Annotated in this window: 23 protein-coding genes and 1 pseudogene; 17 read left to right on the top strand and 7 right to left on the bottom strand. The window is 53.5% G+C overall.

Annotated features, from left to right (window positions below; translation table 11 throughout):
- The first annotated feature begins 34 nt into the window (after positions 1-34).
- The 4 genes and pseudogenes from DM868_RS12085 to DM868_RS12070 all read left to right on the top strand — a co-directional run bounded on the left by DM868_RS12085 (position 35) and on the right by DM868_RS12070 (position 4460).
- The gene (locus tag DM868_RS12085) at positions 35-1939 is read left to right on the top strand and encodes a heavy metal translocating P-type ATPase (protein ID WP_137277120.1); all 1905 of its coding nucleotides are present in this window, start codon (positions 35-37) and stop codon (positions 1937-1939) included.
- A gap of 4 nt (positions 1940-1943) precedes the next feature.
- Positions 1944-2099 (top strand): annotated as a pseudogene (locus DM868_RS15805) (MFS transporter); the annotation flags it as partial.
- A 125-nt stretch (positions 2100-2224) separates the two neighbouring features.
- Positions 2225-3229, top strand: coding sequence for a Cdc6/Cdc18 family protein (locus DM868_RS12075; protein ID WP_137277119.1), 1005 nt, complete (start codon positions 2225-2227; stop codon positions 3227-3229).
- Positions 3230-3326: 97 nt separating this feature from the next.
- On the top strand, positions 3327-4460 hold the full coding sequence (locus tag DM868_RS12070; protein WP_137277118.1) for a CRISPR-associated protein Cas4: 1134 nt from the start codon (positions 3327-3329) through the stop codon (positions 4458-4460).
- A 29-nt stretch (positions 4461-4489) separates the two neighbouring features.
- On the opposite strand, the gene DM868_RS12065 is transcribed toward DM868_RS12070, so the two are convergent.
- On the bottom strand, positions 4490-4927 hold the full coding sequence (locus tag DM868_RS12065; RefSeq protein ID WP_246049100.1) for a MarR family transcriptional regulator: 438 nt from the start codon (positions 4925-4927) through the stop codon (positions 4490-4492).
- A 416-nt stretch (positions 4928-5343) separates the two neighbouring features.
- On the opposite strand from DM868_RS12065, the gene DM868_RS12060 reads away from it, so the two are divergent.
- Positions 5344-7113, top strand: a complete 1770-nt coding sequence (locus DM868_RS12060) for a transposase (protein ID WP_137277116.1) — start codon at positions 5344-5346, stop codon at positions 7111-7113.
- Between the two features lie 406 nt (positions 7114-7519).
- On the opposite strand, the gene DM868_RS12055 is transcribed toward DM868_RS12060, so the two are convergent.
- The gene (locus DM868_RS12055; protein ID WP_137277115.1) at positions 7520-9115 is read right to left on the bottom strand and encodes a transposase; all 1596 of its coding nucleotides are present in this window, start codon (positions 9113-9115) and stop codon (positions 7520-7522) included.
- 266 nt (positions 9116-9381) lie between these two features.
- Between DM868_RS12055 and DM868_RS12050 the strand changes: the two genes are divergently transcribed.
- Complete coding sequence (locus tag DM868_RS12050; protein ID WP_137277114.1) at positions 9382-10203, top strand: IS5 family transposase; 822 nt, start codon at positions 9382-9384, stop codon at positions 10201-10203.
- A gap of 74 nt (positions 10204-10277) precedes the next feature.
- Here the strand turns inward: DM868_RS12050 and DM868_RS12045 are convergent, their stop codons facing one another.
- Positions 10278-10727 (bottom strand): low molecular weight phosphatase family protein, encoded by a 450-nt coding sequence (locus DM868_RS12045; RefSeq protein ID WP_394347531.1) that lies wholly within the window; start codon positions 10725-10727, stop codon positions 10278-10280.
- A gap of 625 nt (positions 10728-11352) precedes the next feature.
- Between DM868_RS12045 and DM868_RS12040 the strand changes: the two genes are divergently transcribed.
- The 4 genes from DM868_RS12040 (at position 11353) to DM868_RS12025 (ending at position 15126) form a co-directional block, all read left to right on the top strand.
- On the top strand, positions 11353-12030 hold the full coding sequence (locus DM868_RS12040; protein WP_137277112.1) for a metal-dependent transcriptional regulator: 678 nt from the start codon (positions 11353-11355) through the stop codon (positions 12028-12030).
- 128 nt (positions 12031-12158) lie between these two features.
- Positions 12159-13418, top strand: a complete 1260-nt coding sequence (locus DM868_RS12035; protein WP_137277111.1) for a multicopper oxidase domain-containing protein — start codon at positions 12159-12161, stop codon at positions 13416-13418.
- Position 13419: 1 nt separating this feature from the next.
- Entirely contained in the window at positions 13420-14676 is a 1257-nt protein-coding gene (locus DM868_RS12030; RefSeq protein WP_137277110.1) for a ZIP family metal transporter, read from the top strand.
- Between the two features lie 24 nt (positions 14677-14700).
- Positions 14701-15126 (top strand): plastocyanin/azurin family copper-binding protein, encoded by a 426-nt coding sequence (locus DM868_RS12025; RefSeq protein WP_137277109.1) that lies wholly within the window; start codon positions 14701-14703, stop codon positions 15124-15126.
- A gap of 133 nt (positions 15127-15259) precedes the next feature.
- On the opposite strand, the gene DM868_RS12020 is transcribed toward DM868_RS12025, so the two are convergent.
- Complete coding sequence (locus tag DM868_RS12020; RefSeq protein WP_137277108.1) at positions 15260-16045, bottom strand: sulfite exporter TauE/SafE family protein; 786 nt, start codon at positions 16043-16045, stop codon at positions 15260-15262.
- A 134-nt stretch (positions 16046-16179) separates the two neighbouring features.
- Here DM868_RS12020 and DM868_RS12015 point away from each other — a divergent pair, with 134 nt between their 5' ends.
- From DM868_RS12015 to DM868_RS12005, 4 genes are all read left to right on the top strand, one after another.
- On the top strand, positions 16180-16398 hold the full coding sequence (locus tag DM868_RS12015; RefSeq protein ID WP_449289571.1) for a DUF7350 domain-containing protein: 219 nt from the start codon (positions 16180-16182) through the stop codon (positions 16396-16398).
- Between the two features lie 558 nt (positions 16399-16956).
- Positions 16957-17247 (top strand): heavy-metal-associated domain-containing protein, encoded by a 291-nt coding sequence (locus tag DM868_RS15530; protein ID WP_246049098.1) that lies wholly within the window; start codon positions 16957-16959, stop codon positions 17245-17247.
- A 135-nt stretch (positions 17248-17382) separates the two neighbouring features.
- Positions 17383-19629 carry a heavy metal translocating P-type ATPase gene (locus tag DM868_RS12010; protein ID WP_246049097.1) on the top strand — a complete coding sequence of 749 codons (2247 nt, stop codon included), beginning with the start codon at positions 17383-17385 and terminating at the stop codon, positions 19627-19629.
- A gap of 46 nt (positions 19630-19675) precedes the next feature.
- A complete protein-coding gene (locus DM868_RS12005; RefSeq protein WP_246049096.1) occupies positions 19676-20335 on the top strand; it encodes a cation diffusion facilitator family transporter in 660 nt (219 codons plus the stop codon).
- Between the two features lie 702 nt (positions 20336-21037).
- On the opposite strand, the gene DM868_RS11995 is transcribed toward DM868_RS12005, so the two are convergent.
- The 3 genes from DM868_RS11995 to DM868_RS11985 all read right to left on the bottom strand — a co-directional run bounded on the left by DM868_RS11995 (position 21038) and on the right by DM868_RS11985 (position 22097).
- Positions 21038-21316 (bottom strand): DUF7521 family protein, encoded by a 279-nt coding sequence (locus DM868_RS11995; RefSeq protein ID WP_137277107.1) that lies wholly within the window; start codon positions 21314-21316, stop codon positions 21038-21040.
- Complete coding sequence (locus tag DM868_RS11990; protein ID WP_137277106.1) at positions 21313-21690, bottom strand: winged helix-turn-helix domain-containing protein; 378 nt, start codon at positions 21688-21690, stop codon at positions 21313-21315. The genes DM868_RS11995 and DM868_RS11990 overlap by 4 nt, the downstream gene beginning before the upstream one ends.
- 146 nt (positions 21691-21836) lie before the next feature.
- Positions 21837-22097, bottom strand: coding sequence for a TFIIB-type zinc ribbon-containing protein (locus DM868_RS11985; RefSeq protein ID WP_137277105.1), 261 nt, complete (start codon positions 22095-22097; stop codon positions 21837-21839).
- Positions 22098-22541: 444 nt separating this feature from the next.
- Here DM868_RS11985 and DM868_RS11980 point away from each other — a divergent pair, with 444 nt between their 5' ends.
- The 3 genes from DM868_RS11980 to DM868_RS11970 all read left to right on the top strand — a co-directional run bounded on the left by DM868_RS11980 (position 22542) and on the right by DM868_RS11970 (position 26625).
- Positions 22542-23207, top strand: a complete 666-nt coding sequence (locus DM868_RS11980) for a CPBP family intramembrane glutamic endopeptidase (RefSeq protein ID WP_246049095.1) — start codon at positions 22542-22544, stop codon at positions 23205-23207.
- A 267-nt stretch (positions 23208-23474) separates the two neighbouring features.
- Positions 23475-25316, top strand: a complete 1842-nt coding sequence (locus DM868_RS11975; RefSeq protein ID WP_137277189.1) for a multicopper oxidase family protein — start codon at positions 23475-23477, stop codon at positions 25314-25316.
- A gap of 214 nt (positions 25317-25530) precedes the next feature.
- Complete coding sequence (locus DM868_RS11970; protein ID WP_137277103.1) at positions 25531-26625, top strand: hypothetical protein; 1095 nt, start codon at positions 25531-25533, stop codon at positions 26623-26625.
- Positions 26626-26668 lie beyond the last annotated feature (43 nt).

The following is a 26668-nucleotide window of genomic DNA, read 5'->3' as shown; positions in this document are numbered from 1 at the left end:
AAGTCTTATCCTGTCAGTCCTCTACTCTACCAGTATGAGTGATACGGACGACACGGAGGAAAACAACACACAGTGGAGCGGACAGTGGTACCTCTTCCCACCGATACGAAATGCGCTCATCGCAGGCATGATAGCGATTCTCACCTTCGGACTCAGCCTCTTCGACTACCTCCCATTACTGGCCGAAAATGGCCTGTACGTAGTAGCAATGCTGCTCGGAGGTTTCCACTGGGCGCAAGAAGGGTTCGAAGAGTTGGTTGAAGAATACGAAATCGATATTGAGATTCTGATGTTAGCCGCGACCGGTGGCGCAGCCGCGCTCGGCCTGTGGGAGGAAGCAGCGTTCCTCGTCATTCTGTATGGCGCTGCGGAAGGCGTTGAGGAATACACGTTCGCACGGACCCGCGCCTCAATTCGAAGCTTGCTCGATCTCGCGCCTGAAGAAGCGCGTCTCATCACAGACGGAACCACGCAAATGGTCTCTGCACGAGAACTCGACATCGGCGACCTGTTTCGCGTCAAACCTGGCGAATCTATCCCGACCGACGGGCGTGTCGTCGATGGTCGCTCCACGGTCGATCAGGCAGCGGTCACCGGCGAATCCACCGCCGTCGATAAACAAGAGGGCGATCAGGTGTTCGCAGGCACCGTCAATCAGGAAGGAGTCCTCGACATTGAAGCGACCACCACCTTCGAGGACAACACGCTCTCGAAGATGATCCACCTCGTCGAAGAAGCACAGGAAGAAAAGGGGAAGTCCCAGCTGTTCATCGAGAGATTTGGCGGCGTCTACTCGCCGATTGTTCTCCTCGCTGCCCTCGGGCTCATGATAGCACCGTTCGTTATCGCCCTGCCGGACTACTGGGCACGACGCGCAATCGTTCTGCTCGTCGCGGCTGCCCCTTGTGCCTTGGTCATGTCTACGCCCATCGCCATCGCATCCGGTATCGGGCGCGCTGGACGTGAAGGCGTGCTTGTCAAGGGGGGTATCCACCTTGAGAACCTCGGGAAAATCGAGGCCATCGCCTTCGACAAGACTGGAACTCTCACGCGGGGTGAACCAGTGGTTACGGATGTGATTGCGTTTGAGGGTACCGAAGACGACGTGCTTAGACAGGCAGCGAGCGTCGAACAATACTCCGAACACCACCTTGGAGAAGCGATCATGAACGCCGCGGCTGAACGCGGACTCGAACAGACCGAAGTGTCCGAATTCAGCTCGATCACCGGCTACGGCGCGCAAGCCCAACTCATGGAGGAAACCGTCTATGTGGGGAAGCCAGGGCTTTTCGAGCGGTTCGACCTCGACGTAGAAGGGTTTTCAGAGGTTGAAGACCTTCGAAACGAGGGGAAGACCGTCGTACTTGTTGGAACACCTGACCGGATCATGGGGGTCATTGCACTCCGTGATGAACCGCGACCAGAGGCGAAAGACGTCATTCGTGAGCTTCACGAGATGGGCGTTGAGGTTCTCATGCTCACGGGAGACAATGAAGAAACGGCGCAGGCAATCGCAGCAGAACTCGGGATTGACGATGTCCGAGCGGACCTGAAACCGGAGGAAAAGGTCGATGCTGTCAAGGAACTCACGAAGAAGTACGAAGCGGTCGGGATGGTCGGCGACGGGATCAATGATGCACCGGCATTGGCCCAAGCCACGGTTGGCATCGCTATGGGAACTGCAGGAACGGATGCTGCGATTGAGGCTGCTGACATCGCCCTGATGGCGGATGATATCACGAAGGTGACGTATGCGCTTCGGCTCGGCAAGCGTGCACAGGGGATTAGCCGTCAGAACATCGTGTTCTCGCTGCTCGTGTTGGCCGTACTCATCCCCGGAGCGCTGCTCGGTGTACTCGGTATCGCTCTTGCAGTAGTCGCGCATGAAGGCTCCGAACTGCTGGCCATCGGGAACGGACTTCGAGTGAGACGAGGCTAAAAGAGGCGCAGGTGTACTCGGGATGGTACTGGCCGACGGATACTACGCTTGAATCGGCCTTTCGGGAGTTACCGGTGTCGGGATGGCGTTACACTATCCGAACCTGGATTCGGTAGTAAGTGACGCAGCACATCCGCACTGGCGCTCAACTGGGCTTGGTCGTCAACTGACCGATCTGCGGGCTTCACCTGATGATAGCTGATAATCTTTAAGGTTGGTTCGTTCCGGAAATTCGGAAATCACACACTTCCATTTATTTGCCTGGCAGTTCCCGTCGACGCACCCATGATAACAGATGCACGCGTCCTGCAACCAGAATTCATCCCTCGGGAGGTGCAACACCGAGATGCCGAAGTCAACTACCTTTCCAGCGTTCTCATCCCCATTACGGAAGGACAACGAGCTGACCCGGCACTTCTCCACGGCCCGTCAGGTGCGGGCAAGACCTGTATTGCACAGTTCTTGGTAGAACAGTTGCGTGAGGAAGTGGTTAGCCTGAATTACCAGTACGTGAACTGCTGGGAGGACCACAGCCGCTTCAAAACCCTGTACAGGCTGCTGGATGGGATCGGCCGAACCATTGATGTTCACCGGCAATCCACACCGAAGGACGTCCTGCTTGAACGGCTTCGGAAGGCTGACGAGACGCCATACGTCGTCATTCTGGATGAAGTAGACCAGTTAGAAGACAAGTCGCTACTGTATGATCTATACCGGATTCCGCATCTTACGATGATCCTTATCTCCAACGATGAAGAGGAACTCTTCGCGGCTGTTGATGACCGGTTGAACAGTCGTCTTGCTGACTGTGAACGCATTCGTTTCCGCTCATACTGGGAGGGAGAACTCGTTGCTATTCTCAGTGATCGCGTTCGGTGGGGACTCACAGATGGGGTTATCGACACCCCTCGATTAGAGTTGATTGCAGCAAACGCGGGTGGAGACGCTCGTGTTGCAATCGGTATCCTTCGTCGATCAGCACGGAAAGCGAAAAACGAGTCAGTCGATGAGATCACCGCCGACATTATTCAGGAAGAGACTCCGGAAGCGAAATCGGAAATCAAGCAGAAAACCATAGACCGACTCACAACGGACCAAGAACTCCTGTACAACATCATCACGGAGCACGGGGAGATTACCCCACAGAACCTCTATGAGACGTATTGTGCTACTGCGAGTGACCCGAAAACCAAGCGGATGGTCCGGAATTATCTATCTAAACTCGAACACTACAATCTGATCCGCGCTGAAGGGAACACAAAGGCCCGAATCTACCGGACGAGAGCATAACGCGACACCGCTCAGCGTGCTCACCTGGTCGATTGGTGACGGATTCGGAAATTACACGCGGCTGCCTATTGTCTCCCGTCTTCTCACTCGAATCGTGATGAGCGGTCCATCCAGAGACACACCTATCGGAGCGGACTCGCCGTCTCCGAATCCCGACCAGGAAGCGCAACAGATCGTGCGTCAGCGCGTCACGAATCGTGCGTTCAACGATTGGTACAGTGAACAGCAATTCCAGACGAACATCCTCGAAGGGAAGGCGTATTTCAACGGGCCATCGCCACCAAAAGACCCAGAGCGTCATTCACCGAGCAAACTCCTTCAATGTCATCGGAAAGCCAGCTACGCCCGGAAGAACGCGCCACGCGAAGGCACCCCGCCGGAAGGCCTGTTCTGGATTGGCTCCGAGTTTGAAGAACAGGTTATCGTCCCATTCCTGCAGCACATCACCACTCCTGAAACGTACGTAGCGAACTCACTCTGGATTGACACCGAGTTCGTCGTCGATGGTACTTCACTCCAAGTGCGCGGGTCAACTGACCCTGCAATCGTGAATGCCGATGCAGAGCCGTTGTTCCTGACGGAGATTAAAACGACGACCTCCGTCGATCATTTATCAGGCCCGAAACCGCACCACCGGGCGCAACTCCACGCGTACCTATACGCCCTTAACAACGAGTACGACCACTCAATCACGGACGGGATGGTTGTGTACGGGAGTCGGACAACACTGGACATTGAAGCGTTTCACATCGAATTCGATCCCGTGTTCTGGGAGCGCGTTGTAGAATGGATGGCTACTCAAACCGAGTACGAACAAGCATGTGAACTCCCTCCAGCCATACCTGAGCGCGACTGGGAGTGCAACTACTGTTCGTTCAAGCATCGCTGCGGTGAGGCTGATTCACCGTACGCAGATACCGGCTCTGACGGTCTGCTCCCCGTGTTCGATCAGTACGACCGGCACAACCTCCAAGAGTACATAGACGCACACAAGGAGCGTGATGCGCGTCTCACACCGACACTCGCTCACCAATTCCCTGATCTTGCCGAGGAGTACGGAGTCTACAATTGGCGGTGTTCTGGATGTGGTGGCTCATTCGAATGGAATACCGTTGATTGGGACGGCAACACAGACGATCTCCCCTTCTGCCCGGATTGTGCTGAAGCAGGAGACCTCGTTACGTTGAGTGGTCCTGAAGCAGGTTCGCAACTTAACGCTGACCGTGAGTGAAAACAATACCAGACTAGGTACTCAAGATCCTACTCGTCTGCGTCGTTTTCTTCCTCATCTGGTTCAGTGCCCCACTGCTCAACTCTGCCGAAATCCTCCTCAATCATGAACTCATCGTCGTATTCTGGTTCATCCCCGGTATCAACGACGGACTCTCCAAACGGATCTTGATACGGTGTTCGGTCATCCAACCGTGCTAATTCATCTTTGTGATCTTCGACCCAATCGAGTAAATCAGGTAGTTCGCTTTCAACGTCTTGCTGGTAGTCAAGGATCGTCTGAACGGCGTGGATGAGACCCTGACTCTCCATCTGGCGTGCAACGCGTTTCCCGCGCGTCGTGATTCGGTATTCGTTGTTCACACTAGTTTCATCAGTCTCCATCCCGGGAACCACGAGCCCCAGTCCACGGGCTTCAGTGAGACGGAGAGTGAGCGTTGACGAGCTGATCGTGAGGTACTCGTTCAAGTGTTTGAATCGTCGTCCGTCCGCCGTTGAGAGGAGCGTAAGAATACCGAGTGCGCCACGTTTCTGAAGGAAATCACTAATCGACTCAGAGTCGGGCATTCACCGCATCGTTTCGCGTGGACCCCCTTAGAAACTGAAGATAGATTCGAATCGCATTATACTTTGGTCTAAACCGCAGTCATTTCCGGATTCCTCTGTACGGTTCTCGGCTTAAACCACGCAGTACGTACGTTTATTTGGCAATTCGGAAATCGCACGCGCGAAAATATGCTTCGATTCAAAGTAACACTCTGGCACGCCATGCTCGGTTCCCTGCCCGGCCCGGTTCCGATCCGGTCGCAGTTCGGGAGCCACGCGTGGATGCCTGTTCGCTCCGGTGTTACTCAATCGGGACGTGATTCACGGTGGTGGTGTCGGTGACGGCTACCGACGATCACAGTTACTATGATGAGATCCTGAGCTCCATCGAGGAGCAGACAGAGGACTTGTGCCACATTCACGACCACATCACCCGCGTCATCACGAATCTCGACATCGATGAGGACTGGTTCACCGGGTACGATGATCCAGGTCGTGCGAAGTTCGACTTGGAATCGATGGTTCGGTTGTTCCTCTACAAGTACGCGCGCGAGTTCAATCAGTCAGAGCTCGCGCGCCGGCTACGCGGGGCTGCGTACGTGTACCTGCGTCTCGGCTTCGACCGGCCGATCTCTCAGCAGATCATCAGTCACAACAAGCGCAATCGATTCGACCCGGCAGAGCGCAAGCTACTACGAGACGCTGCTGAAGCCATTCGAACGGTGTGTGCCGAGCACGATGTGATCCGGACGAATGAACCCGCGCTTGATCCGGAAGACGTCCAGCACGACCGGGTCAGTGAAGCGGAGATTATGGATGCGGTGAAGCGCGCGACTGACCTCGGGTTCAGTGAGTTCACCGCGGACCGCGCGAGTAACGCGACGTACCCGTTGGAAGCGTACTTCGAACGGCAAGGCTACCTGAACATGTCTCGTGCCGGGACAACGACCGCTTCACGACGGTTCGCCCGGCTCAGTGAACGGGAGAAGGTCCCGCACGGGTCGTCGCATAACCGCACGATGAAGAAGATCGCCAAACCGGAATCCCAACTCACATTCGACGAATTCGTGACGGGAAAACAGCAACCGGAGTGGAAGCGAATCCGTGACGAAGTACTGGAGCCGTTCCACGCAGGCGTTGAGAACATCCTGAACGAGCTCACCGATGAGGACTACGCTGAGGCAGGATTCACAGAGCCGGTTCACGCGGCGATTGACATCACCGCATGGAATTTCTATGCTTCGCCGTTCATGTCCAAGAAGGAGGCCCGCAAGTCCGACAAGACCCCCATCAAGGTGACCATCAAAGGGAAGGAGAAACTGATAGATCCTGACCACCCCGACTTGGTATCTGGGCTCAAGGATAGCGATGAGCGTGGATACAAGTTCGCCACGATCACGATTATCGCTGAGAACACACCGATTGTCCTCGGTGTAGAACCTGTGCGTGATCAGCGACGGTGGGAAAACGAGATGGGATGGGACATCGAGCGGACGTCTCGCGCTGATATTGTGGAGAGCTTGCTAGAGCAGGCTTCCCGTCACGTGGACATTCACAAGGTGTTCCTCGACCGTGGATTCAGTAGCAAGGAGACCCGTGACGTTATCGACCGGCGTGAGTTACTGTACGTACTCGGAAAGCCAGCTCGCGCGAAGGTAGATAAGGAGAACATCGAGGAGATCAAGGACCACGACGTGTACAACAGTCGTATCGGGCACGGCACGCACGAATACGACGGTCGTGAGCACGACATTACGTACGTGTACACGCCGTCGAAGAAGGACGAGGACAAGTACGCGGTGTTCACGATCAACGAGCACGTTGACCATCACCGCGCGGAAGCGTTGCTCGGCCAGTACAGCCAGCGGATGGAGATCGAGAACGAGTACAAGACCATCAAGAAGCACTTCCTGCCGACGTCGGCGTCGAAGGATTACCGGATTCGGTTCCTGTACTTCGTGATTGGAACGCTGCTGTACAACGTGTGGCGTATGGCGAACTTCATCCTTCGAGACGCGGTGGATGTCGATCTCGGTGAGCACCCGCCGATCCTTGCGGGCGAGCTTATCGAGTTGGTCGCGTTCTGCCTGTTCACCCCTCCTGACTGAACAGCGGTTTTCACTGTGGTAGCCAATCCCCGGAGCGGCAGCTGTATTTTCTGAGTAGTGATTTCTCCCGATTTTCGACTGATTTGTGACCCAATGGTACTCTAACTGGCAGTTCTCCCTGCAGTTCCGTCTTCACGATCTGGTCGGACTCCTGAAACGCTGGTGATCCCCTTGTTTCGCTTGTAGAAATGCCAAACAGTCAGGTTGGGTCTACCCACACAGTTTCGGAGGATAGACCAGTTTTGGATCGAACCGCCATCAAATCGTGGTGATTCTCACCGGTCAGGCATCGGTTTTGAATCTTTACTCTCGAACTACCAGACGAGCGTACGAAATTGCGTGGATTTTGGCGCTGCTGGATACGGTTGTCACTCTTGAGCGGCGGACCCAGCGAGATCTCAGCGGGTTAGTCGTGTGGAATCAACGACGAGGCAACGAGCTCAACACACTCACCCGCAGTCAACACTGGTGCGTAGTCCATCTCACCTCCCACACCCGCTTTCAGCAGGAAGTCGGTGAGCCGCCAGATATTGTACAAGAGGACCGCGAACACGAAGTAGAATAGGCGAACACGGTAATCTTTCGAGGAGGTCTTCGCGAGAAAGTCACCTTTGATCGATTTGTACTCACTCTCGATCTGCCACCGGCGGCTGTAGCGCTGACAGAACGTCTCGGCCTCGTCGGGTCCGACTCGGAGATTCGTCGCGAAGACGGCCGTTCCCTCCCCACTCGTCGACGGCACGTACAGGAGCCGCATTGGATGCGATCCAGATTCTACGTGGACAGAGGCCGACTCCACAGCGACTTCCTGGTCGTCTTTGTCCATTTGGTCAAACACCTCCCGTTCGGAGCTAGAGACCCGCTTCGGAATGAGGTAGTTCACATCGAGGTTTGAGAGCGTCTGGAACACTTGTATCGAGTCAAACTCTCGGTCACAGAGTACTGTCTCGATTGGAACGTGTTCTTTCGCTCGTCGAACAAGCCGTCGCACAGTACGATGTATCTGATTCGACGGGTTATCGTCCCATTCAGAACTTTCTCGAACCGGTTCCACGGCAAGAACGAGCGGGATATTCTGTCCGATGATCGAGAGCGTTGCGAATTTGAAGGCCCGACTGTCTCTATCCTTCGTCCCGCTGACCATCGGCATGTCCTCAACGTCCCCGTAATAGGGGATAGTCGTGATGTCGATCGCAGCGGTAACCGGCCGACGGAACGATGCTTCAGAGGCGATCACGGAGAGTAAGCGATCCATCGTCTCATTGAACCCGTTCACGAGCTCTTCAGAATCGAACTGCTTGACGGTGCGAAGGTGGGTGTCGCCATGTGGGCTGTACTCTTCACCCCGCCGGTACTGGAAGCGAGTCGCTCCCTGCGCGGTTCCGCACCGAACCATCCCCATGAACGTCTGTAGCTCGAAAAATTGCGTGTCCTCGTAAGAGGCGTTCGACGCCCGATCAGAGTCGAAATGACCGAAGGCGTGATCACGCGCGAGGCGTGTTATCTGGACGATTTCGTTCTGTGAGAATGATTCGTCTTCTACCGAGTCTATGTTTTCTTCAGTACCATCGACGATCTCTTTCTTGGGGCGAACCTCAGACGCTGAGATATCGCGATCGTGAACTTCTTTGATAACAAAGTGGGCAGCAGCGTGGACATATTCGTGGGTCTCGTCGTCGAATCGATTTCGCCACGCTCGTGAGAAGGCCGATTCGTCAGGTACTCGGGTGAAGCCGAGAATAGTGGCGACTTCCGGTTGCCGGGTGAGTCGTCGAGAAAACTCGGCGTACGAATCTCCGGTGATCTCCATGAAAACGAACGAGAGGATCATTGCTCGAAAGGAGAGTGGCGCAGGATGCCACGCTGGATACTCGTCTTCGATCGCGTCTATCGAGTGATCGAGGTTCTCGAACGCAGTGACGAGATCGGTTTCTTTGAACTCGTTACGGATGGTGATCCCTAACTGGTACGCTTCGCACAGAGTGCATTCAAAAGTTTTCACTAGAAGGTGAATCGTCAGAGGTGCTCATACAATATACTGAGGAAGGTTACAAAATCAACGATTTGAGTGGAAACGTTGAGTAGAACACGTATTTACAGCTAGATTGGAATTCTATTCAAGTGATATATGCTGACTTGATTGTGGTCAATACCTCACAGTGTTACTGGAGAAGAGCACCCACGTAAAGCACAAAGAGAGCCAGAACAACGGAATTGGCTCTGTTGAAATTCTCTGAGAGTTGCATGTTCGTCCTGTAATACCACGAAATGAAGGCTCTCCCGAAATCGCAGATTCTCCGGTTTACTGAGAAAGCTATCCATCTGGCCCGGCGAGCAGTCTTTCGATACTCCTCGAAGCTCTCCAAACACCGCTATACACTCCCGCAACACGTTGGCCAGTTGTGTCTCAAAGTTCGGAAGAACACAACCTACCGTGGCCTGCTTGACGAATTGATCGAGATGCCACGTATTCGTCGTGTTCTCGGGCTAGCCGAGCTTCCTACTCCATCAACGCTCTGTAAGGCATTCAATCGACTTGAGATGGCCGTATGGCGTATCATATTGATTCTCTCAGCGACCCTACTTCCGGCAAACGGCGTCGTCGGAATTGATGCGTCAGGATTCGACCGCAGTCACGCTTCGAAACACTACACGAAACAAGCTGAACTCACGATTCAGCAACTCAATGTGACGTTATTGGTCGATACGAAAGTGAACGCAATCCTCGATCTCCACGTGACGACGACACGAAAACACGATAGCCAGATCGCTCCGTCGTTGATCAAGCGCAACCTCGAGAGTATTGACGTTCTGCTCGGTGACAAAGGCTACGACGACCAGAAAATCAGACGACTTGCCCGTCAACACGAGGTTCGTCTACTGATCAAGCATCGAGAGTTCACATCGCTCCATAAGGCATGGAAGGCGCGCTTAGACGTTGATCTCTACGGCCAGCGGGGTCAATCCGAGACGGTCAACTCTACGCTCAAGCGAAAATATGGTGCGTTCGTCCGCTCACGACGCTGGTGGAAACAGTTCCGGGAACTTACCATCGCCTGTCTCATTTATAATGTAGACCGATCACTCTGAGCGGTCAATACAGAGGAAACAGTCAGCAGCGGCAGGTGCACGTCCTAACCGGTATCGCTGACCGACAGCTGACGTTATTCGTCACCGAAGAACTCGTCGAAGAGGTCGGTGACACGACCCTCGATCTCGCCGCGAATCTCTCGAACGCGGTCGATGTCCTGACCGTGTGGGTCATCAAGTGCCCAGTCCCGAACCTTGACTGAGGCGTCTAACTCCAGCGTTGAGCACCCCATCGTCAGAACGACATCACATTCGTTCAACGTCGCCGTTGACACCTCTTGCGGGACGCGGTCCGAAAGGTCAATGTCGAGTTCCCGCATTGCTTCGACAACCTCCGGGTGGACCTCGTCTGCGGGATGGGTGCCCCCGGTGAGTATCTCTACCTCGTTTTCGAGTCCGCGGCGCTGTCGCTCCCGTTCAGCGAAGGCAGCAGACATCTGACTCCGTCCAGCGTTCTGAACACAGACGAATCCAAACGTCACGTGATCGTTGCTCACGCTCTGTCGGACACGATACCGGGACATGTCGGTTACTATGATCTCTATAGAGCAGTATTGGATTATCAATATCTCACGTTTGCTGCTGTCGCACTACTCCAAACCAATAAACGAAGACCAGTCAACGGCAGATTCACGCTGTCTCTCGCACGACTCTCGGGACCCTCTTTGAGCTGGTAGAATCCTCAACGCTCGATAAGCAACTCTTATCGACCGGCTGTTTCAGGCGAGAACCTATCTGAAGAAGAGGGCTTCAACAGAGCCACGGAATTCAATAGGACGATCAACGGATTACTCCGCCGATATCTACCTCAATTGCCGCACTCCCTACTGTCAGTATCCTCGTCAATCAAAGAACCACTCGAAATCGTAGGCAGCATCCGATGAGTCGTGTGTTCCAAAGAGCGTGGAGAGGGACATTCATACACACCATACAATTTGTTTCTATAAATCTCCCAATACATCTGTACACTTATTTAACGTCTGTTTCACTGAAGGTGGCATTTAAGTAATATAAATTCAACAGAGTGGGTTATTTTTGATGATAGTTCAAATTTAGCTGTGGTTGCTGGCTGGACACAATCGATAATTATCACTCCAAGTAAGACAGACGCAGTAAATTATAAATTTAGCCTTATCTAATTATTTCACAATGCTGAGTGCGATCATGGAAGACTATCTCAAAGCGATCTATTATCTCCAGAACGAAGCGGACGACCGGGTACGAACATCGGTACTCGCTGAGTATATGGATGTAGAGCAACCGACGGTTACCAGTATGATGAAAAAGTTATCAGAGCGTGATTTCGTGCTGTACGAACCCTACAAGGGGGTTGAACTCACTGATACTGGAGTTCCTATTGCTCTTGAAATTATTCGCCATCACCGACTGTTAGAACGATATCTGACGGACCACCTCGAGTATGATTGGGCAGAGGTACACGACGAAGCAGATCGTCTCGAACACCACATCAGCAGTAAGTTTGCCGACCGGATTGCAGAGCAGCTAGGACAACCAGCGGTTGATCCGCATGGCGACCCAATTCCCACCGCGAATCTGGATGTATCGGGAGCAAAGGATGGTGAACGTCTTGCTGATCATCAAGTGGGTGACAGCGTTCAGATCGTACGGGTTCCGGACACAGATCCAGATCTCCTCCGGTACCTGTCCAAACACGGGATTCTCCCCGGAACTGTCGTAGATGTTGTCGAGATTGCGCCATTTGGAATGGTCACACTTGACCCTGATAGCGGAGATGGTCCGGTTGCGCTACCCGAAGAAGTCGCATGTTCCATATCCACCCAATCTCTCACACAGAGTTCTCACTGAGAAGCTCGGAAGTCTGCTAGTCTATTTCTAGATTAGACCTACTCGAAGTTTAGATGGGTCTAATTTATATATTGGGCCCATCCACTATCACATATGGGTATCCGAAGAGTCAACCCGTCGAGGAGATCATGCCCTCGATAGATTACGAGAGTGCGGCAGATGTCACTAAACGACTCGAACAGCGTTTGGTTGGATCACTCACTGGTGAAACGAGCGTCAGTCGTCGCACGGTACTCGGCAGTCTTGGTGTCGCGGGAAGTGCCGCCGTTGGACTCGGGAGTTCACGTGCAAGTGCGTCACCCGGCCACGGGGGCGATGATACACACGGTAACTTCGGTTCGGTGGGCGAATACCAAGATTTGGACTTCGATCCGCATGAGTTCCTCACCGCGTTCAATACCGGAGATAGCGGGCAGGATAACGTTCCGCAGCAAGTCTACGAGGAGGATGGTCGAACCGTACGGGAGTTCGAATTCACCGCTGTCGACACAACGATCACCATCGCTCCGGGCGTCGAGTTCCAAGCGTGGGCATTCAACGGTCAGGTGCCGGGCCCCACGATCCGTGCCGTTGAGGGCGACCTAATTCGCGTTAAATTCACGAACCTAGGACGGCACGCTCACACGATCCATCCGCATCTGAAGAACCTTAACCCGCGAATGGACGGAATCCCCCAAAACGGGCCTGGTGTCCTCGAAACGGGAGAATCATTCACCTACGAGTGGATTGCCCAACCCGCCGGTACGCACTTCTATCATTGCCACTCGCTCCCGCTGAAAGAACACATCCACCGCGGACTCTACGGCACGATCATCGTCGATCCGGACCCCGAACGCGTCAGGGAGAATCCACGCGACTACGTCAATTACCCCGGACCGATTACCGACGACATGCGGACGCGGTTCGTCGAAGAGGCGAAGAGCCGGAACCACGAGTACGCCGAAAACGACGCCGTCAACGAGATGGTCATGGTGATGAACTCGTTCGACACTAACTTCGACGGCGGGAACGAGGTCTACGCGGCGAACACACGGGCGTTCGCATACGGGGTTGGTAGTACCGACGGCACCGGCAACTGGACGGCGGGCGAGACGAAGCGTCCCATCCAGATCGACAAGAACGAACGGCAACGCGTGTATCTCTCCAATGCGACTGAGTTCGACCTCATCAACTCGTTCCACACGCACTCGCAGTTCTTCGATTACTATGACCACGGGACTACGCTGACACCGACGCGCAAGACCGTAGACACGATCATGCAGACGCAGGCGCAACGCGGTATCATCGAGCTCGACTACTCAGATCACGAACCCGGGCTGTACATGTTCCACGCCCACCAATCCGAGTTCGCCGAACTCGGCTGGATGAGCTTCTTTGAGGTGGTCTAACATGGCGGATGAGACACAAAAACCGACGCCAGACGGTGGTGTATCTACTGAAAACGAGGTCACACAGCCGCTCGGACTACCGCGATGGGTCAGCGCGATACTCCCGATCGTGTTGCTCGTGCTCGTCTTGGGTGTGTTCGCGTTCACGTCACCACTCGCGAGTATTCAGAGCCAGAGTGGTGAACCGCTTCCCGACGTGACGATCACGCACACGACGCTTCCGAGCGACGAAACGGTCGTGTTACACGTAACGAACAACGGGCCCGATTCCGTGACGATAGCACAGGTCCTCGTCGATGAGGCCTACTGGAATTTTCAGGTCGAAGGAGCTGGTGGCGACCAAACGCTCGCTCCGATGGAAAGCGCACAGATCGTGATCCCGTATCACTGGAATCCGGGATGGGATCTCAACGTCGCCCTCGTACTCTCTGACGGGGCGACATTCGAGAATACGATCGTCGCTCCGAGTCAGGCACCTGGATTCAGCCTCAGTCTGCTCTGGACGCTTGCAGTCATCGGGCTGTTCGTCGGCGTGATCCCGGTCGCATTAGGGATGCTGTGGTTCCCCTACATCAAGACGATGAGTGATCGGTGGCTGCATGCCGTTCTCTTATTTGCAGCTGGCGTACTGGGCTTCTTGGCGTTCGACGCCGGGTTCGAAGCGTTCGAACTCGCCGAACGAGTTCCAGGCGCCTACGAGGGGAACCTCTTGGTTGTCTCCGGAATATTCGGCGCACTCCTCCTCGTCCAGGCAATCAGTGCGTGGCGTGAGGGTCGCGTCGCCGCTGGTGATAGCCGGGCAAGTAGCGGTCTCTGGATCGCGTATCTGGTCGCGGTCGGGATCGGCCTGCACAACCTCGCAGAGGGGCTGGCAATCGGGAGTTCATTCGCACTCGGGCGTGTCTCGCTCGGCGCATTCCTCGTGATCGGATTCATGCTTCACAACGTGACGGAAGGCCCGGCTGTCGTTGCGCCGGTCGCTCGCGGAGAACGTCCGGCGCTCGGACACTTCGCCGCGCTCGGCGTCATCGCCGGCGCACCCGTCATTCTCGGTGGCTGGATCGGCAGTCTCGCCTATTCACCAACGATCGGCGCCTTCTTCCTCGCGATCGGCGTTGGCGCGATCCTGCAGGTAAACTGGGAGATTGCGAGCATGGTTCGTGATGCAGGCGGTCGCGTGGCCAGTGCCACGAATCTGCTTGCATTTCTGCTCGGTCTCGGTATAATGTACGTGACCGACCTCTTCGTGGCGCTCTAATAGGCACCACCCATCTCTGTTACAATGCCACTCGAAATCTCCGATCGGCGGACGGTGTTGCGACTCAGCTCTGCCGCCCTGGCGACGCTTACCACGGCTGGGTGTCTGGGTGGACAGTCATCGTCGGTCCAGACCGTCACGATGCCCGGCGACCTCAGATTTGAGCCGAAGACCGCGAGGATCGAACCTGGTCAGACGGTTACGTGGACGAACGAGAGTGACATCGAGCACACGGTTACGGCGTATGAAGACGAGATTCCAGACGAAGCGGTGTACTTCGCGAGTGGTGGCTTCGAGACAGAACGTACTGCGAGGAACCGGGTCACCGAGGGACTCATCGCTCCGGGCGAGAACTACGAGCATACGTTCGATCAGCCGGGAACGTACGGATACTTCTGTATCCCACATGAGGGGTCTGGGATGGTCGGGACAATTCTAGTAAATAAATAACAATCTTGTGCTTAAGCAGTCTAAGCTCACGCCCTAGTCGGTAATTAGGATCGAAAGGACTTCGACGGAATACCAGACATGCCAAATTTCGGGTGACAGGAATAACAGTACCTTTACTAATTACGCCCCTTGGTCACCCCAGCGGTTGATATCGTGGAAGCATCGGCGTTGGAATAGTGATGCCGATCGCCATCAATCCATGTCCCAACAAAACGTATCCCAGCAGAATGAAGGCGATACCGAGGAGACGATGGAGTCGTCGGCGATGAATGACATCAACGGACTCAATAAGCGTTCCATAAGCGAAAACAGCTGGTATCGTTCCAATACCAAGCGTCGCTAACGCAAGAAACCCGGACACAGCGGATCCCGTCGCGAACGCATACAGGTACGCGGGATACAATATTGGACAGGGTAACAACCCGTGAAGCGCACCGAGGCCAACAATTCCAGGACTATTCACGTATCGGTCAACGCGAACAGCGATCCAGTTGGTTACTCGCTGAACTCCGGGGATTCCGAGACCAGCAGCACCTCCAAGGAGATATTTCACACCAGATGCGATGATGAATACCCCGATCAAAACGCCAACGCCGCCCCGGATGGGATCTGCGATTGCCGTTAACTGGTCCGCCGAAATAAACACGAAGCCACCAAGCGCGCCGAACATCCCACCAATGAGCGCGTAACTGAGCGTCCGCCCCACGTTAAACAGAGCATGCTGGCGAACCTCGTATGTGGTAAGATGTCCCCGTTGACCCGGAGTACCTGTCCTCTCCGTCCCGCCGTCTACACGTGGAGCCATCCGCTCGGCATACATCGTCACTAGCGGTCCACACATACCGATACAGTGTGCCCCGCCGAGCACTCCGATGGCCAAAAAAAGAAGAATATCAACACGGAGGACTGCTTCGAACATAATAGGTCAATCAGCCGTTCACTACTCTCTCATTTACTTATTTTGGTGCGATTACCGAACACAAATTCTTCGTTTCTCAAACTCTTCGAAGATGCATCACATTTCGGTGGGATGAAGAGCAGAAGTATCTCGCTGTGTCTCCGCGTACGCCCTACAATCGAACGATGTTCCCGATGATGTCGCTTTCGGCAATACTGCAACGTAACGGTGCGTCGGTGTTCGACGGGATTCTGCAGGCGACCATCGATCCGGAGCTCCGCTATCACTACGGAACGATGGTCGGAGACGTGCAGATAGAGGATATATTTACGAACACGGTTGATTCATCGCCACAGACGGCCCGTCATGAATGATACGAGACAGCCTTTGTTGATATGCCAGACGTGCAGATGACGTTGTAGCTCCAAAGATTCGAAGCTAAACCCATAGAAGAAGAACACTGCTAGACCAAAGATGACGACCCTAAGTCCACGTCCGATCCACACATCGGGTGTTCGCCAGTCATCAATGGGCAGAGATGGTCAGTCGGTTACAATAGATCTACTAGCAAAGAACGGAGTTGTCCAAACATCCCTCTTGATTGCGTGGAAATAGCCTTTTGTTCAGAGTGGTTTTGCTCGACCGAGGGTTGACTCTCCCCTTCTCGCTCTTCTTCGTAGGCGTCGCAGTAGATACACATAGAGAAGGGTAGGCAGAGCGCCTGTATAAAACCATTTGACTGCAAGACGAATATTACACTCCTCCTCAAGATCAAACACAGCGAGTATCGAGCAGCTCGGACTAGAACCCAAGGAAGAAACGAATTAACGGCTGTATTAATAACTTAATCTAATTTTTTTAGTACATCTTGATATTATATGGGTAGTCAATAGCAGCTAATTTAATAAGTCTGTAATGGATAGCAGGATGTAATGACCCCACCTGACGAGGAATCCTACAACGGAAGTGGTGAACCACCGGATCACACCCATAACAACGGAGAGGATCCTCACGAGCAGGGCCATACACATGACCACGATCACGATGATCACGAGTACGCCCAGCACACTGGACAAGATGATGATGATGATGACGTTGCCCCACAGCTAGGCCAAGGAGACGTTGCACAGTTCTCTGTTCCGGAGATGGATTGTCCATCCTGCGCAGGAAAGGTGGAAAACAGCGTCGAAAATCTAGACGGTATCGAAAGCGTCGATCCATAAGTGACGACGGGAACGCTGACAGTCTCCTACGACCGCGGACAGACGAACGCCACCGCGATAGTTGATCGTGTTGAAAAGGCTGGATACACCGTGGAGAACACCGGTGAAGTGACCTCGAGATTCACGGTCCCAGAGATGGATTGCCCTTCGTGCGCGGGCAAAATCGAAAATGCTCTCGACCGAGTCGGTGGAGTCACAACATATGACACTCAGCCGACGACCGGAACCGTCGTCGTCACGTACGATTCTTCGAGAGTTGGCGAAGCCGATGTGATCGACGCTATCGAAAGCGCTGGGTACGAGGTGACAGACACGTCGAGCGATGAATCAGGACGGCAGGAACAGACAGAGAATCGCCAGAGTATCTGGACGAGTTCACGAGCACTCAAGACGTGGGTGAGCGGTGGATTCGTTGCCCTCGGCTTACTCTTCGAGTTCTTCCTAACTGGTCAAAATATACAGATTGCAGGTCTTATTGGTACGGATCTGCTCGTCGCCGACGTACTGTTTCTGATTGCAGTGGCTACCAGCGGCCAGGAGATCCTTCGCAACGGCTACTACTCGGCGCGGAATCTGAACCTCGACATCGACTTCCTGATGTCGGTGGCTATCATCGGAGCACTCATTGCGAGTATCGTCTTCGGTGAGGCACTCTACTTCGAGGCCGCCACACTCGCGTTCCTGTTTAGCGTTGCTGAACTGCTGGAGCGGTACTCGATGGATCGCGCCCGGAACTCGCTTCGAGAACTGATGGATCTCTCTCCGGATGAAGCGACCGTCAAACGGGACGGTAGTACGGAGACGGTTCCCGTCGACGAGGTCGCCGTGGGTGACGTTGTCGTCGTCAAACCGGGAGAGAAAATCCCGATGGACGGGGCTGTTGTCAACGGTGAAAGCGCCGTCAACCAGGCACCGATCACGGGTGAAAGCGTCCCCGTCGACAAGACGACGGGCGACGAGGTGTACGCCGGCACTATCAACGAGGAGGGGTATCTCGAGGTGGAGGTTACCTCTGAAGCCGGTGATAACACACTCTCGCGTATCGTCGAAATGGTCGAGGACGCCCAGTCGAACAAGACCGAGCGTGAGCAGTTTGTCGAGCGCTTCTCGACGTACTACACGCCAGTCGTCGTCGCTTTCGCCATCATGACGACGGTGGGAAGCCCGTACATCCTCGGCACGACCTGGTCTACGGCCGTCGTCTACGGACTGACGCTGTTGGTGTTGGCCTGTCCCTGTGCGTTCGTCATCTCGACGCCCGTCTCGGTGGTATCGGGAATTACGAGTGCCGCGAAGAACGCCGTCCTGATCAAAGGCGGTAATCACCTCGAAGCGATGGGCGCGGTCGACGTCGTCGCGTTCGACAAGACCGGGACGCTCACGAAAGGGGAGCTCACCGTCACCGATGTCGTTGCTTTGAACGAGAATTCAAAGGAAGACGTCCTCCGGTGTGCACGTGGGCTCGAACAACGGAGTGAACACCCAATCGGCGAGGCAATCGTCGCTGAAGCCGGCAGCGTTGGAGTCGCTGAGCGCGAGATCGATGACTTCGAGAGCATCACCGGGAAGGGTGTTCGTGCTGATCTCGACGGCACCCCTCATTTCGCAGGCAAGCCGGGACTATTCGAGGAATTAGGGTTCGACCTTTCGCACGTTCACGCGACGACCGATGGTGGCGTCGTGACACAGACGGCCCGGCAGATGTGCGACCGGAACAACTGTCTCGACCTTCTCGAAGGAACCGTCCCTGAACTCCAAGCTGAAGGCAAGACGGTTGTGCTCGTCGGCACTGAAGACGAACTCGAAGGCGTCATCGCAGTCGCCGACGAGATTCGTCCAGAGGCGAAGCGAACAGTGTCGCGACTGAAGCAACTCGGTGTCTCCCGAACGGTGATGCTGACGGGCGACAACGAGCGGACTGCCCGTGCGATCGCCGACCAGATCGGTGTCGACGAGTACCAGGCCGAACTACTCCCCGAAGAGAAGGTGGCCGCGATCGAGAAACTCGTTGACGAGTTTGACGGGGTTGCGATGGTCGGTGACGGAATCAACGACGCACCGGCGCTCGCCACCGCCACAGTCGGCGTGGCGATGGGGGCTGCCGGAACGGATACGGCGCTGGAGACCGCGGATATCGCCTTGATGAGCGATGACCTCGCAAAGCTCCCATACCTCTACGAACTCGCAAATGATGCGAACGGTGTCATCCGGCAGAACATCTGGTCGAGTCTCGCTGTCAAAGCCGGGCTGGCGGTCGCAGTCCCGTTCGGATACGTCCCGATCTGGCTCGCCGTCCTCGCTGGCGACGCCGGGATGACAATGGCTGTGACAGGGAACGCTATGCGGCTCTCTCGAATCACTCCGGAGACAGAGAGCAGCTGACGCTTAAGACGTAATACCGAATTATGAATTTGTTAGGTTGGAACGTATGAGTCGACACGGACATACCCATGAAGAGACGGAGAAACATGAACTAGCAACCGAAACGAGCAGCAATACGTGCCGACTTGCGCTCGTAGCGGTCGTGAATTTCCTTGGCTTTCTTGCCGAACTAGCTGGTGGACTCCTCTTCGGTTCGGTCGCCCTCCTCAGTGATGCATTTCACATGCTGTTCGACATGCTCGCGTACGCGATGGCGTTCGGAGCGAGCTACACCGCAGAACAGTTCGAAGGCAGGGATGAGTGGTCGTATGGTCTTCATCGATTGGAGCCAGTCGCTGCGTTTCTCAACGGGATACTGCTCGTTCCGATGGTCGGATATATTCTGTGGGAGTCCTATCACCGATTCTTGGACCCGGTCTCGATCGATCCCACGATGACGTTGATCATCGCCGTCGGTGGCTTACTTATCAATTTGGGGTCAGTCTATATCGTCCAAGGAAGGGAAATGAGTCTCAACGAGCGCGGAGCATTCTACCATCTCCTCGGCGATGCGGGTGGCTCAGTCGCGGTGATCATCTCCACATTAGCCGTCGTCATATTCGATTTACCCATCGCTGACCCAGTCGCTGCGGTCCTCATCGGCGTCTTAATACTGGTTTCGGCAGGGAAAGTGTTCCGTGGAAGCACATCGATTCTCCTAGAGTGAAGTCCGATTTCACCGGATGGACTTCGGGTCGAACTGACGACTATCGACGGCGTCGTGGACGTTGACGACCTGCACGTCTGGCAAGTTTGTAGTCAGCTGACGGTAGCGACGGTGCGACTTCAATATGAGCCAGCATCATTAGACCAACAACAGACGATTCGCTCTCGAGTCTATCAACTTCTTTCGGACCGGGGAGTCGATCACATGACCGTTGAGTTGGTGAGTGACTTGGAAAACGACACGGGGATCACCGACCACACGAGTCACAACCACTAAGCATGGTTCCCCACAAGTACCCAGATGTTCGAGTTTTTCGATGAAACTGAGTGAGACCCAGTCGCGATACGAGTCGGAAAGGGGACCTGACAGAGTTGAGACGAGATGTACTCACTGCTCGTCGAGAAAACAGACGAATATGGCGCAGTCAGTGTTCTGGAGGTAGTTCTGAGACTGGACGTTTTCGACGTTTCTGTCCCATGTATACGGTATCATCCTTGACCTACGCTACGGGTCGCAGTTCAGTATCAGCCGGTACGCTGCAGTCGGTGATTCGGTCTGGGCGAAACTGCTCGTCGATTGGTGGAATATGATTCGTCCTGTCTGGCCGGTCGCACCCGACCAAATACGTCACTTCGAGATGACAGGGCAATCAACTGCACTTCAGTGGCTTCGGGTGGTAAATATAGGCTGACAAAATCCGAGTCATCTCTGAATATGAAGAGAGTACATGATGACCGCAAGTCCGAAAGAGACGAACACACTATTAATGAGCACACCGCGTGCTAGCGAGAGGGAAAAGAACTGGTTGGCTACACCCGTCAATAGAGCGCCGAGTGTGATGACACCGAACCCAATACCCAGAACACGGATAGAATCCTCACCCGTTCGCAGATAGGCCTTAAATGCGATGTAGGTAATCCCACCTCCAAGGAGCAAGATTACAAACTTAACCACCGCAATCGAGGTTATTACACCGTTCATACCTCATCCCCCATCATTGACCAGATGTCTACAAGCCGTTCGTCGGTAGACTGTGGTGGACGTTCGACACGTACGGAAAACTCACCGGTGTCGTTCATAGAGATCGTCACGTCATCAAACGATCGTTCGTAGTGGGTGACTCGTCCGCCACCCGGATTGATCGTATCCCACTCTTCTAGGAGAGAAGCGGAACGGAGCAGTTCTAATTTGCGATACAACGTCGATTTGGGGATGTCACAAGCATCGATGAGTTCGTTCGCAGTCATGGGTTCAAGGGTTTCACGGAGGATGGCTCGGCACTCGGGATCATCCAGCGCATCGAGGACATCCTGTAACGTCGGTGTGTCCTCGGACGACACTGAATTGTCTCCCATTATTCGATTATATGTGTTCGCCGGGATATGGAGTCCGATTGTCGTCTACGTATTCTCCTGACGGCGCGAATCCAAGCAGATTGCAACTCCCAGTTCATAACCGACGAACTGTCGAAAGAGTCGCGATACGAGGAGCGGCATACTGACTAACGTACATCAGCTGCGTAGTCAGGATACAGGTTCGGCTCTTTTTCATCATGTTCGGACATGAACGCACGCCATTCAGGACCGTGGTCGACGTGGCCCTCTTCGAAAATCAATCCACAGTTCTCACAGGTCGTTTCATCCTGATCGCTGTCTTGGATAATTCGATCTGAGCACTCGGAACAAGCGATCTCTTCGATGGACTCTATGTTGTCCTCGCGTCCATCTGGTGGTTGTTCACGGGAATATTTTTGCTGTGTCATAAATGTAAGCGTGAATGAATTCCCAACAAGTTGTGGAAATTCTTAATGATACTGTGGGACGCACCATAATGAATCGGTGGCGGAATCCCATTCAATAGGAAACCGGAATGTAATTTTGCTATCCAAGCATCTACAAGACGTATTGTGGATTGAGAGCCTTACCGATCAAGATATGTCTCGATATATAATGCACTTGAGCAATTATCGAAAGACGACTCCAGAGATGCCAATCGGCTACAAGCATTTACTGGCTTAACCCAGAGGTACTAATGAACAAACAGATACGTCTCACCTACAACCACAGCTTCTCCTTAGCCAATGCTATTGAGACGGTCAACAGAAGTCGAAACACTCTAGCTACAAAGGACCCAGTTACCTAATATGACACAATTTGCTTCACGAATACGTTCTGTTGGGACTGCAATTGGACTCACGTACGGCTCCATGATCATTGGATCGATCATCGTCGCCATCGCTGCTACGCTTCTAGCCGTATTTGGGATTGACGTCGCTGCTCGCCCATCATTGGGTCTATTGCTGAGTACAGTCCTATTACAGGGAGTAACGTTCGGAGGACTCGCTATCATCTATCTCAAGATTCATGATCTTGGCTTTAACTTCGCCCCGTTTACTATTCCGGATAAGCGAGATATTATTGTCATTAGCAGTGGGATACTTGCGCTCTTGGGGCTAATCGTGATTGTTTCGGCGGTTATTTCTTCATTCGGGATCGATTCAGCACAGAACCAGATTGTCACGATTGGTCAGCAGAATCCAGAAGCGTTCTTGCTGTTAGTCCCCCTTTCGTTTCTACTCGTCGGCCCCGGGGAGGAGCTGCTATACCGTGGGATTATTCAGGGTACACTCCGGGAATCTCTGCACCCATCTCGTGCAATCGTCCTTACGAGTGCCCTCTTTGCGTCGATCCACCTCTTCTCGTTGACCGGGGAAGGAAAACTGGTGTACATCGGTGTCGCGTTCCTTCTAGCCTTGGTACTTGGGATAACCTACGAGTACACCGACAATCTCACTGTTCCTGCTGTGATTCACGGTGCCTATAATGCGGTACAGTTTGCGAGCGCATACCTGACCGCGACAGGTGGGGTATAAAAGTCGTCAATCTCCACCCTGATTATCGGATTCAAACCCCCTTCAAGTCTATAGATTTATCGAGAAGCCAGTTTCATATCGGATCCGCCAAACCTGTAAAGAGAGTGGTTCTTCTAAATGTCAAATATGTTGTTCATGGGACCAGCAAGATGTATAGTTTGTCTTCAAGACCTATCTAGCTTTTCCCGAACATATACACGCGCTCTCCCGCGAATTGGGACTCCGCCGTCTCCCTATGATGGGGCTATGCCAATCACCGAATGTATCATGACCACTCGTTTCGGTATCTCAGAAACTGAACTGTCTCGACGTGATTATCTCCTCACAGCAGGGGGTTCTAGTGTTTCAGCCATTGCAGGCTGTTTGACAATGAACACTGAGCCACCGATCAAGGAGAGTTCAGACCAACCGGAACAAATACCTTCGACAGGGCATACGTCGCCTGAGCTTGACAAGTGGGTCAACGAAGTTCCCCGTCCCGGAACAGTAGAACCGATCGGAACGAAAAACGGCCACCCCTATTATAAAGTGGAAACGCGTGAAGTCGAGCAGAAAATCCACCGTGACCTTCCGGCAACGACTGTCTGGGGATACGACGGCCAGTTTCCCGGGCCGACGATCGAAGCCCAACAAGGCGAGCCGATCTACGTCCGGTGGGAAAACAAGCTTCCGGACACCCATCTCCTTCCTGAGGATACGACGATTCACAGTAATATAATCCCGTACGATTCGACGGGTGTCCGAACAGTAACTCATCTCCACGGCGGTAACGTTGAAGACCAAAGCGACGGCCATGCACAGGCCTGGTTCACACAAGACTTCCAGAAGACTGGTCCAAAGTTCGAAAAGAAAGACTACTACTACGTGAACGATCAGCCTCCGACGACGCTTTGGTATCACGATCACTCACTCGGTATCACACGGTTGAACGTGTACGCCGGACTCGCAGGATTCTATATCCTCCGTAACGAACACGAACGGAATCTTGGTCTGCCGGAGGGTGAATACGAAATTCCACTCGTGTTTCAAGACCGAAGTTTCAATAAGGATGGTTCACTCTACTATCCGACAGGTCCAGAGAATCAAGGAAAAGATGAGTCATACCCTGAGCCGAGCATCATAACTCAGTTTTTCGGCGATGTCTCGGTTGTCAACGGAAAAGCATGGCCTCGGCTTTCAGTCGAACCTAGGAAGTACCGATTCCGAATGCTCAACGGAGCCAACAGCCGCTACTATAATCTCACACTACTTGAATACGATGAAGACCTCGGTGAGACCATCGGTGACGGCCCATCATTCGTCCAGATCGGAAACGATGGCGGACTACTCTCGAATCCAGTCGAAATTGGAAATAGACTTGAACTCGGGTCAAGTAAACGAGCCGATGTTGTCGTTGACTTCTCTGAGTATGCAGGTACAACGTTACTTCTCCACAATAATGCGCCAGCGAAGTACTACGGAACGACTGAGGAGGATCAAGAACCCGTCCAACCGCTCCCCGAGATTATGCTTGTTGACGTGAAGAATACGTCTGGTGGAGCAGATGTGAGTCAGATCCCCGAAACACTAACGCAAATTCCGGAGATTTCTCTAGATTTAGTCGATAACAAGCGATATCTTCCGCTAGTACAGCTCAGCGACGACTACGGACGGCCGCTGTTTCTACTTGGAACAGAGGACGATCAATCGGGACACAGACTCACCGATCCAACGACAGAGGCACCCACCGTCGGTGATACAGAACTTTGGAGCATTGCTAATCTCACAGGGATGTCTCACCCAATCCATCTCCATCTTGTTCACTTCCAAGTTCTTGGACGGCAATCCATTGATTACGATTCCACCGAAGACAATATCAACCCTGACGGACTTCGAGATCCAAAGCCGTTCGAACAAGGTTGGAATGATGTGGTTTCCGTCGACCCCGGCGATGTAGTGCATCTACTCGTTCACTTCGGCGAATACGAAGGGTTGTTCAACGACCAAACTGGTGAGTACATGTGGCACTGTCATATGATTGAACACGAAGACCATGATATGATGCGGCCACTAGAAGTATTACCTGCATCCGCTGATGATATCTCTTCGGAGGAGGAGAAGAGTAGCTAGATTACATAGTTGAATCATTGCCCTCACAATTTGCGCGATACAGGAACGACTACGTCTAGGTATAGTAAGCATATTAGCCAACTAGAAGTAGCTCGTTCCACAAAGCCAACCAATGCCATCAAAAGAGCGTCAATCACATAAGGAAGATACCTGCGGACATACTCCTTGGCATGGATCTTTTTGGCTTTTAACGGTTCTTCTTTCCATCGCGTTTATGACCACGCAAATATCGGTCGTGTCCGCACATGGTGGTAACGGGACGACAGGACTCTCTCAGTGGCATGGGATCGTCGTTATACTTGTTGGTATTGCATCTCTCAGTACCTTCATTTTACTCAAGCGAATGAATCGTATCTCCCCGAGAGCCACAGTTTACGGGATCTTTTTCGGTATAATGATAACAGCTATCGGAGGAATTCTATTCGAAGGGTTAGCACCGGATCCAACGTTTACTGCGAAATCGATGCCATTCGCCCGATTGTGGTACCAACCGCTCGCTATAGGGACCGGTATTTCAATTATGGTTCTGAGTTTTATTGCCGGGGTAGTTCGGTGGCCGACTCGACCACGATACACGTTTCTTGGAATACTGATGGGTGGATGGGTCCTGTATCCGTATTTGTTCCCAGGCTTTTTGGGCTACACCAATCCAATCGGATATGGTCTCGTAATAGGGACTCCCGTCCTCGTAGGGTATATACTCTGGAAAGACACCGGTTCTGTCCTTTATAGAATTCTTCAAGATCCAGTAGCACGCCGATTCGGCGTCGGTGTAGGGGCGATTATGTCTCTGTTCTTCATGTCCACGACGGGATATATGTCGTTCTTTTTGGAAGAGGGTGCCCCTCAAGAGACGACAATCGTGGTTATGTCGGTCCTATACCAGCTCGTGAAGTGGCCGACGATCGAGGCTGTCTTTCCAGAAATCCCATTTTTCATCGCAATTTCTCCAGGAGTAATTATTCTCGTTGGGTTATTAGGCGTCCTTATTGGCTTGAATGCTGCGGTTATCGCTCGATATTGGCTCGTCGAACAACAGGCAGGAACGACACAGGGTACCGCTGGAACCGCTGCTGTCGTCGGTGCTTGCACGTGTGGGTGCTGTGGACCACTCGTATCACAGATAGCGTTCATAGCGGCAGGTCCTGCGATCGCGGCCCCGCTATACTGGATATTCGTTGATTCCGCTTCCCCACTCAGTTCGCTATTCAGTATTGGGAGTATCGTTTTGTTCACCGGAACGCTGATTTATTCGATCGATTCAGCGAGGCTTTCCACACAATCTACATCAGTTGCCCCGGCGGACTGACACAGCGCTATACACTCCGCTGTCCTCTCCCTTCCTCTCTCAT

Origin of the sequence: Natronomonas salsuginis (assembly GCF_005239135.1) — an archaeon.
Lineage (GTDB): Archaea > Halobacteriota > Halobacteria > Halobacteriales > Haloarculaceae > Natronomonas > Natronomonas salsuginis.
The sequence above is the reverse complement of the archived record's forward strand: the minus strand, read 5'-3'. Positions and strand labels throughout refer to the sequence as shown.

Coding starts and splice junctions, on each gene's coding strand:
- DM868_RS12005 (WP_246049096.1), top strand. CDS start 19,676: ATGAGTCGACACGGACATACCCATGAAGAGACGGAGAAACATGAACTA.
- DM868_RS12020 (WP_137277108.1), bottom strand. CDS start 16,045: ATGTTCGAAGCAGTCCTCCGTGTTGATATTCTTCTTTTTTTGGCCATC.
- DM868_RS12085 (WP_137277120.1), top strand. CDS start 35: ATGAGTGATACGGACGACACGGAGGAAAACAACACACAGTGGAGCGGA.
- DM868_RS11995 (WP_137277107.1), bottom strand. CDS start 21,316: ATGAACGGTGTAATAACCTCGATTGCGGTGGTTAAGTTTGTAATCTTG.
- DM868_RS11990 (WP_137277106.1), bottom strand. CDS start 21,690: ATGGGAGACAATTCAGTGTCGTCCGAGGACACACCGACGTTACAGGAT.
- DM868_RS12025 (WP_137277109.1), top strand. CDS start 14,701: ATGCCACTCGAAATCTCCGATCGGCGGACGGTGTTGCGACTCAGCTCT.
- DM868_RS12035 (WP_137277111.1), top strand. CDS start 12,159: ATGCCCTCGATAGATTACGAGAGTGCGGCAGATGTCACTAAACGACTC.
- DM868_RS12040 (WP_137277112.1), top strand. CDS start 11,353: ATGCTGAGTGCGATCATGGAAGACTATCTCAAAGCGATCTATTATCTC.
- DM868_RS12030 (WP_137277110.1), top strand. CDS start 13,420: ATGGCGGATGAGACACAAAAACCGACGCCAGACGGTGGTGTATCTACT.
- DM868_RS11980 (WP_246049095.1), top strand. CDS start 22,542: ATGATCATTGGATCGATCATCGTCGCCATCGCTGCTACGCTTCTAGCC.
- DM868_RS12045 (WP_394347531.1), bottom strand. CDS start 10,727: ATGTCCCGGTATCGTGTCCGACAGAGCGTGAGCAACGATCACGTGACG.
- DM868_RS12070 (WP_137277118.1), top strand. CDS start 3,327: ATGAGCGGTCCATCCAGAGACACACCTATCGGAGCGGACTCGCCGTCT.
- DM868_RS12075 (WP_137277119.1), top strand. CDS start 2,225: ATGATAACAGATGCACGCGTCCTGCAACCAGAATTCATCCCTCGGGAG.
- DM868_RS12050 (WP_137277114.1), top strand. CDS start 9,382: ATGAAGGCTCTCCCGAAATCGCAGATTCTCCGGTTTACTGAGAAAGCT.
- DM868_RS15530 (WP_246049098.1), top strand. CDS start 16,957: ATGACCCCACCTGACGAGGAATCCTACAACGGAAGTGGTGAACCACCG.
- DM868_RS12010 (WP_246049097.1), top strand. CDS start 17,383: ATGGATTGCCCTTCGTGCGCGGGCAAAATCGAAAATGCTCTCGACCGA.
- DM868_RS11970 (WP_137277103.1), top strand. CDS start 25,531: ATGACCACGCAAATATCGGTCGTGTCCGCACATGGTGGTAACGGGACG.
- DM868_RS11985 (WP_137277105.1), bottom strand. CDS start 22,097: ATGACACAGCAAAAATATTCCCGTGAACAACCACCAGATGGACGCGAG.
- DM868_RS11975 (WP_137277189.1), top strand. CDS start 23,475: ATGACCACTCGTTTCGGTATCTCAGAAACTGAACTGTCTCGACGTGAT.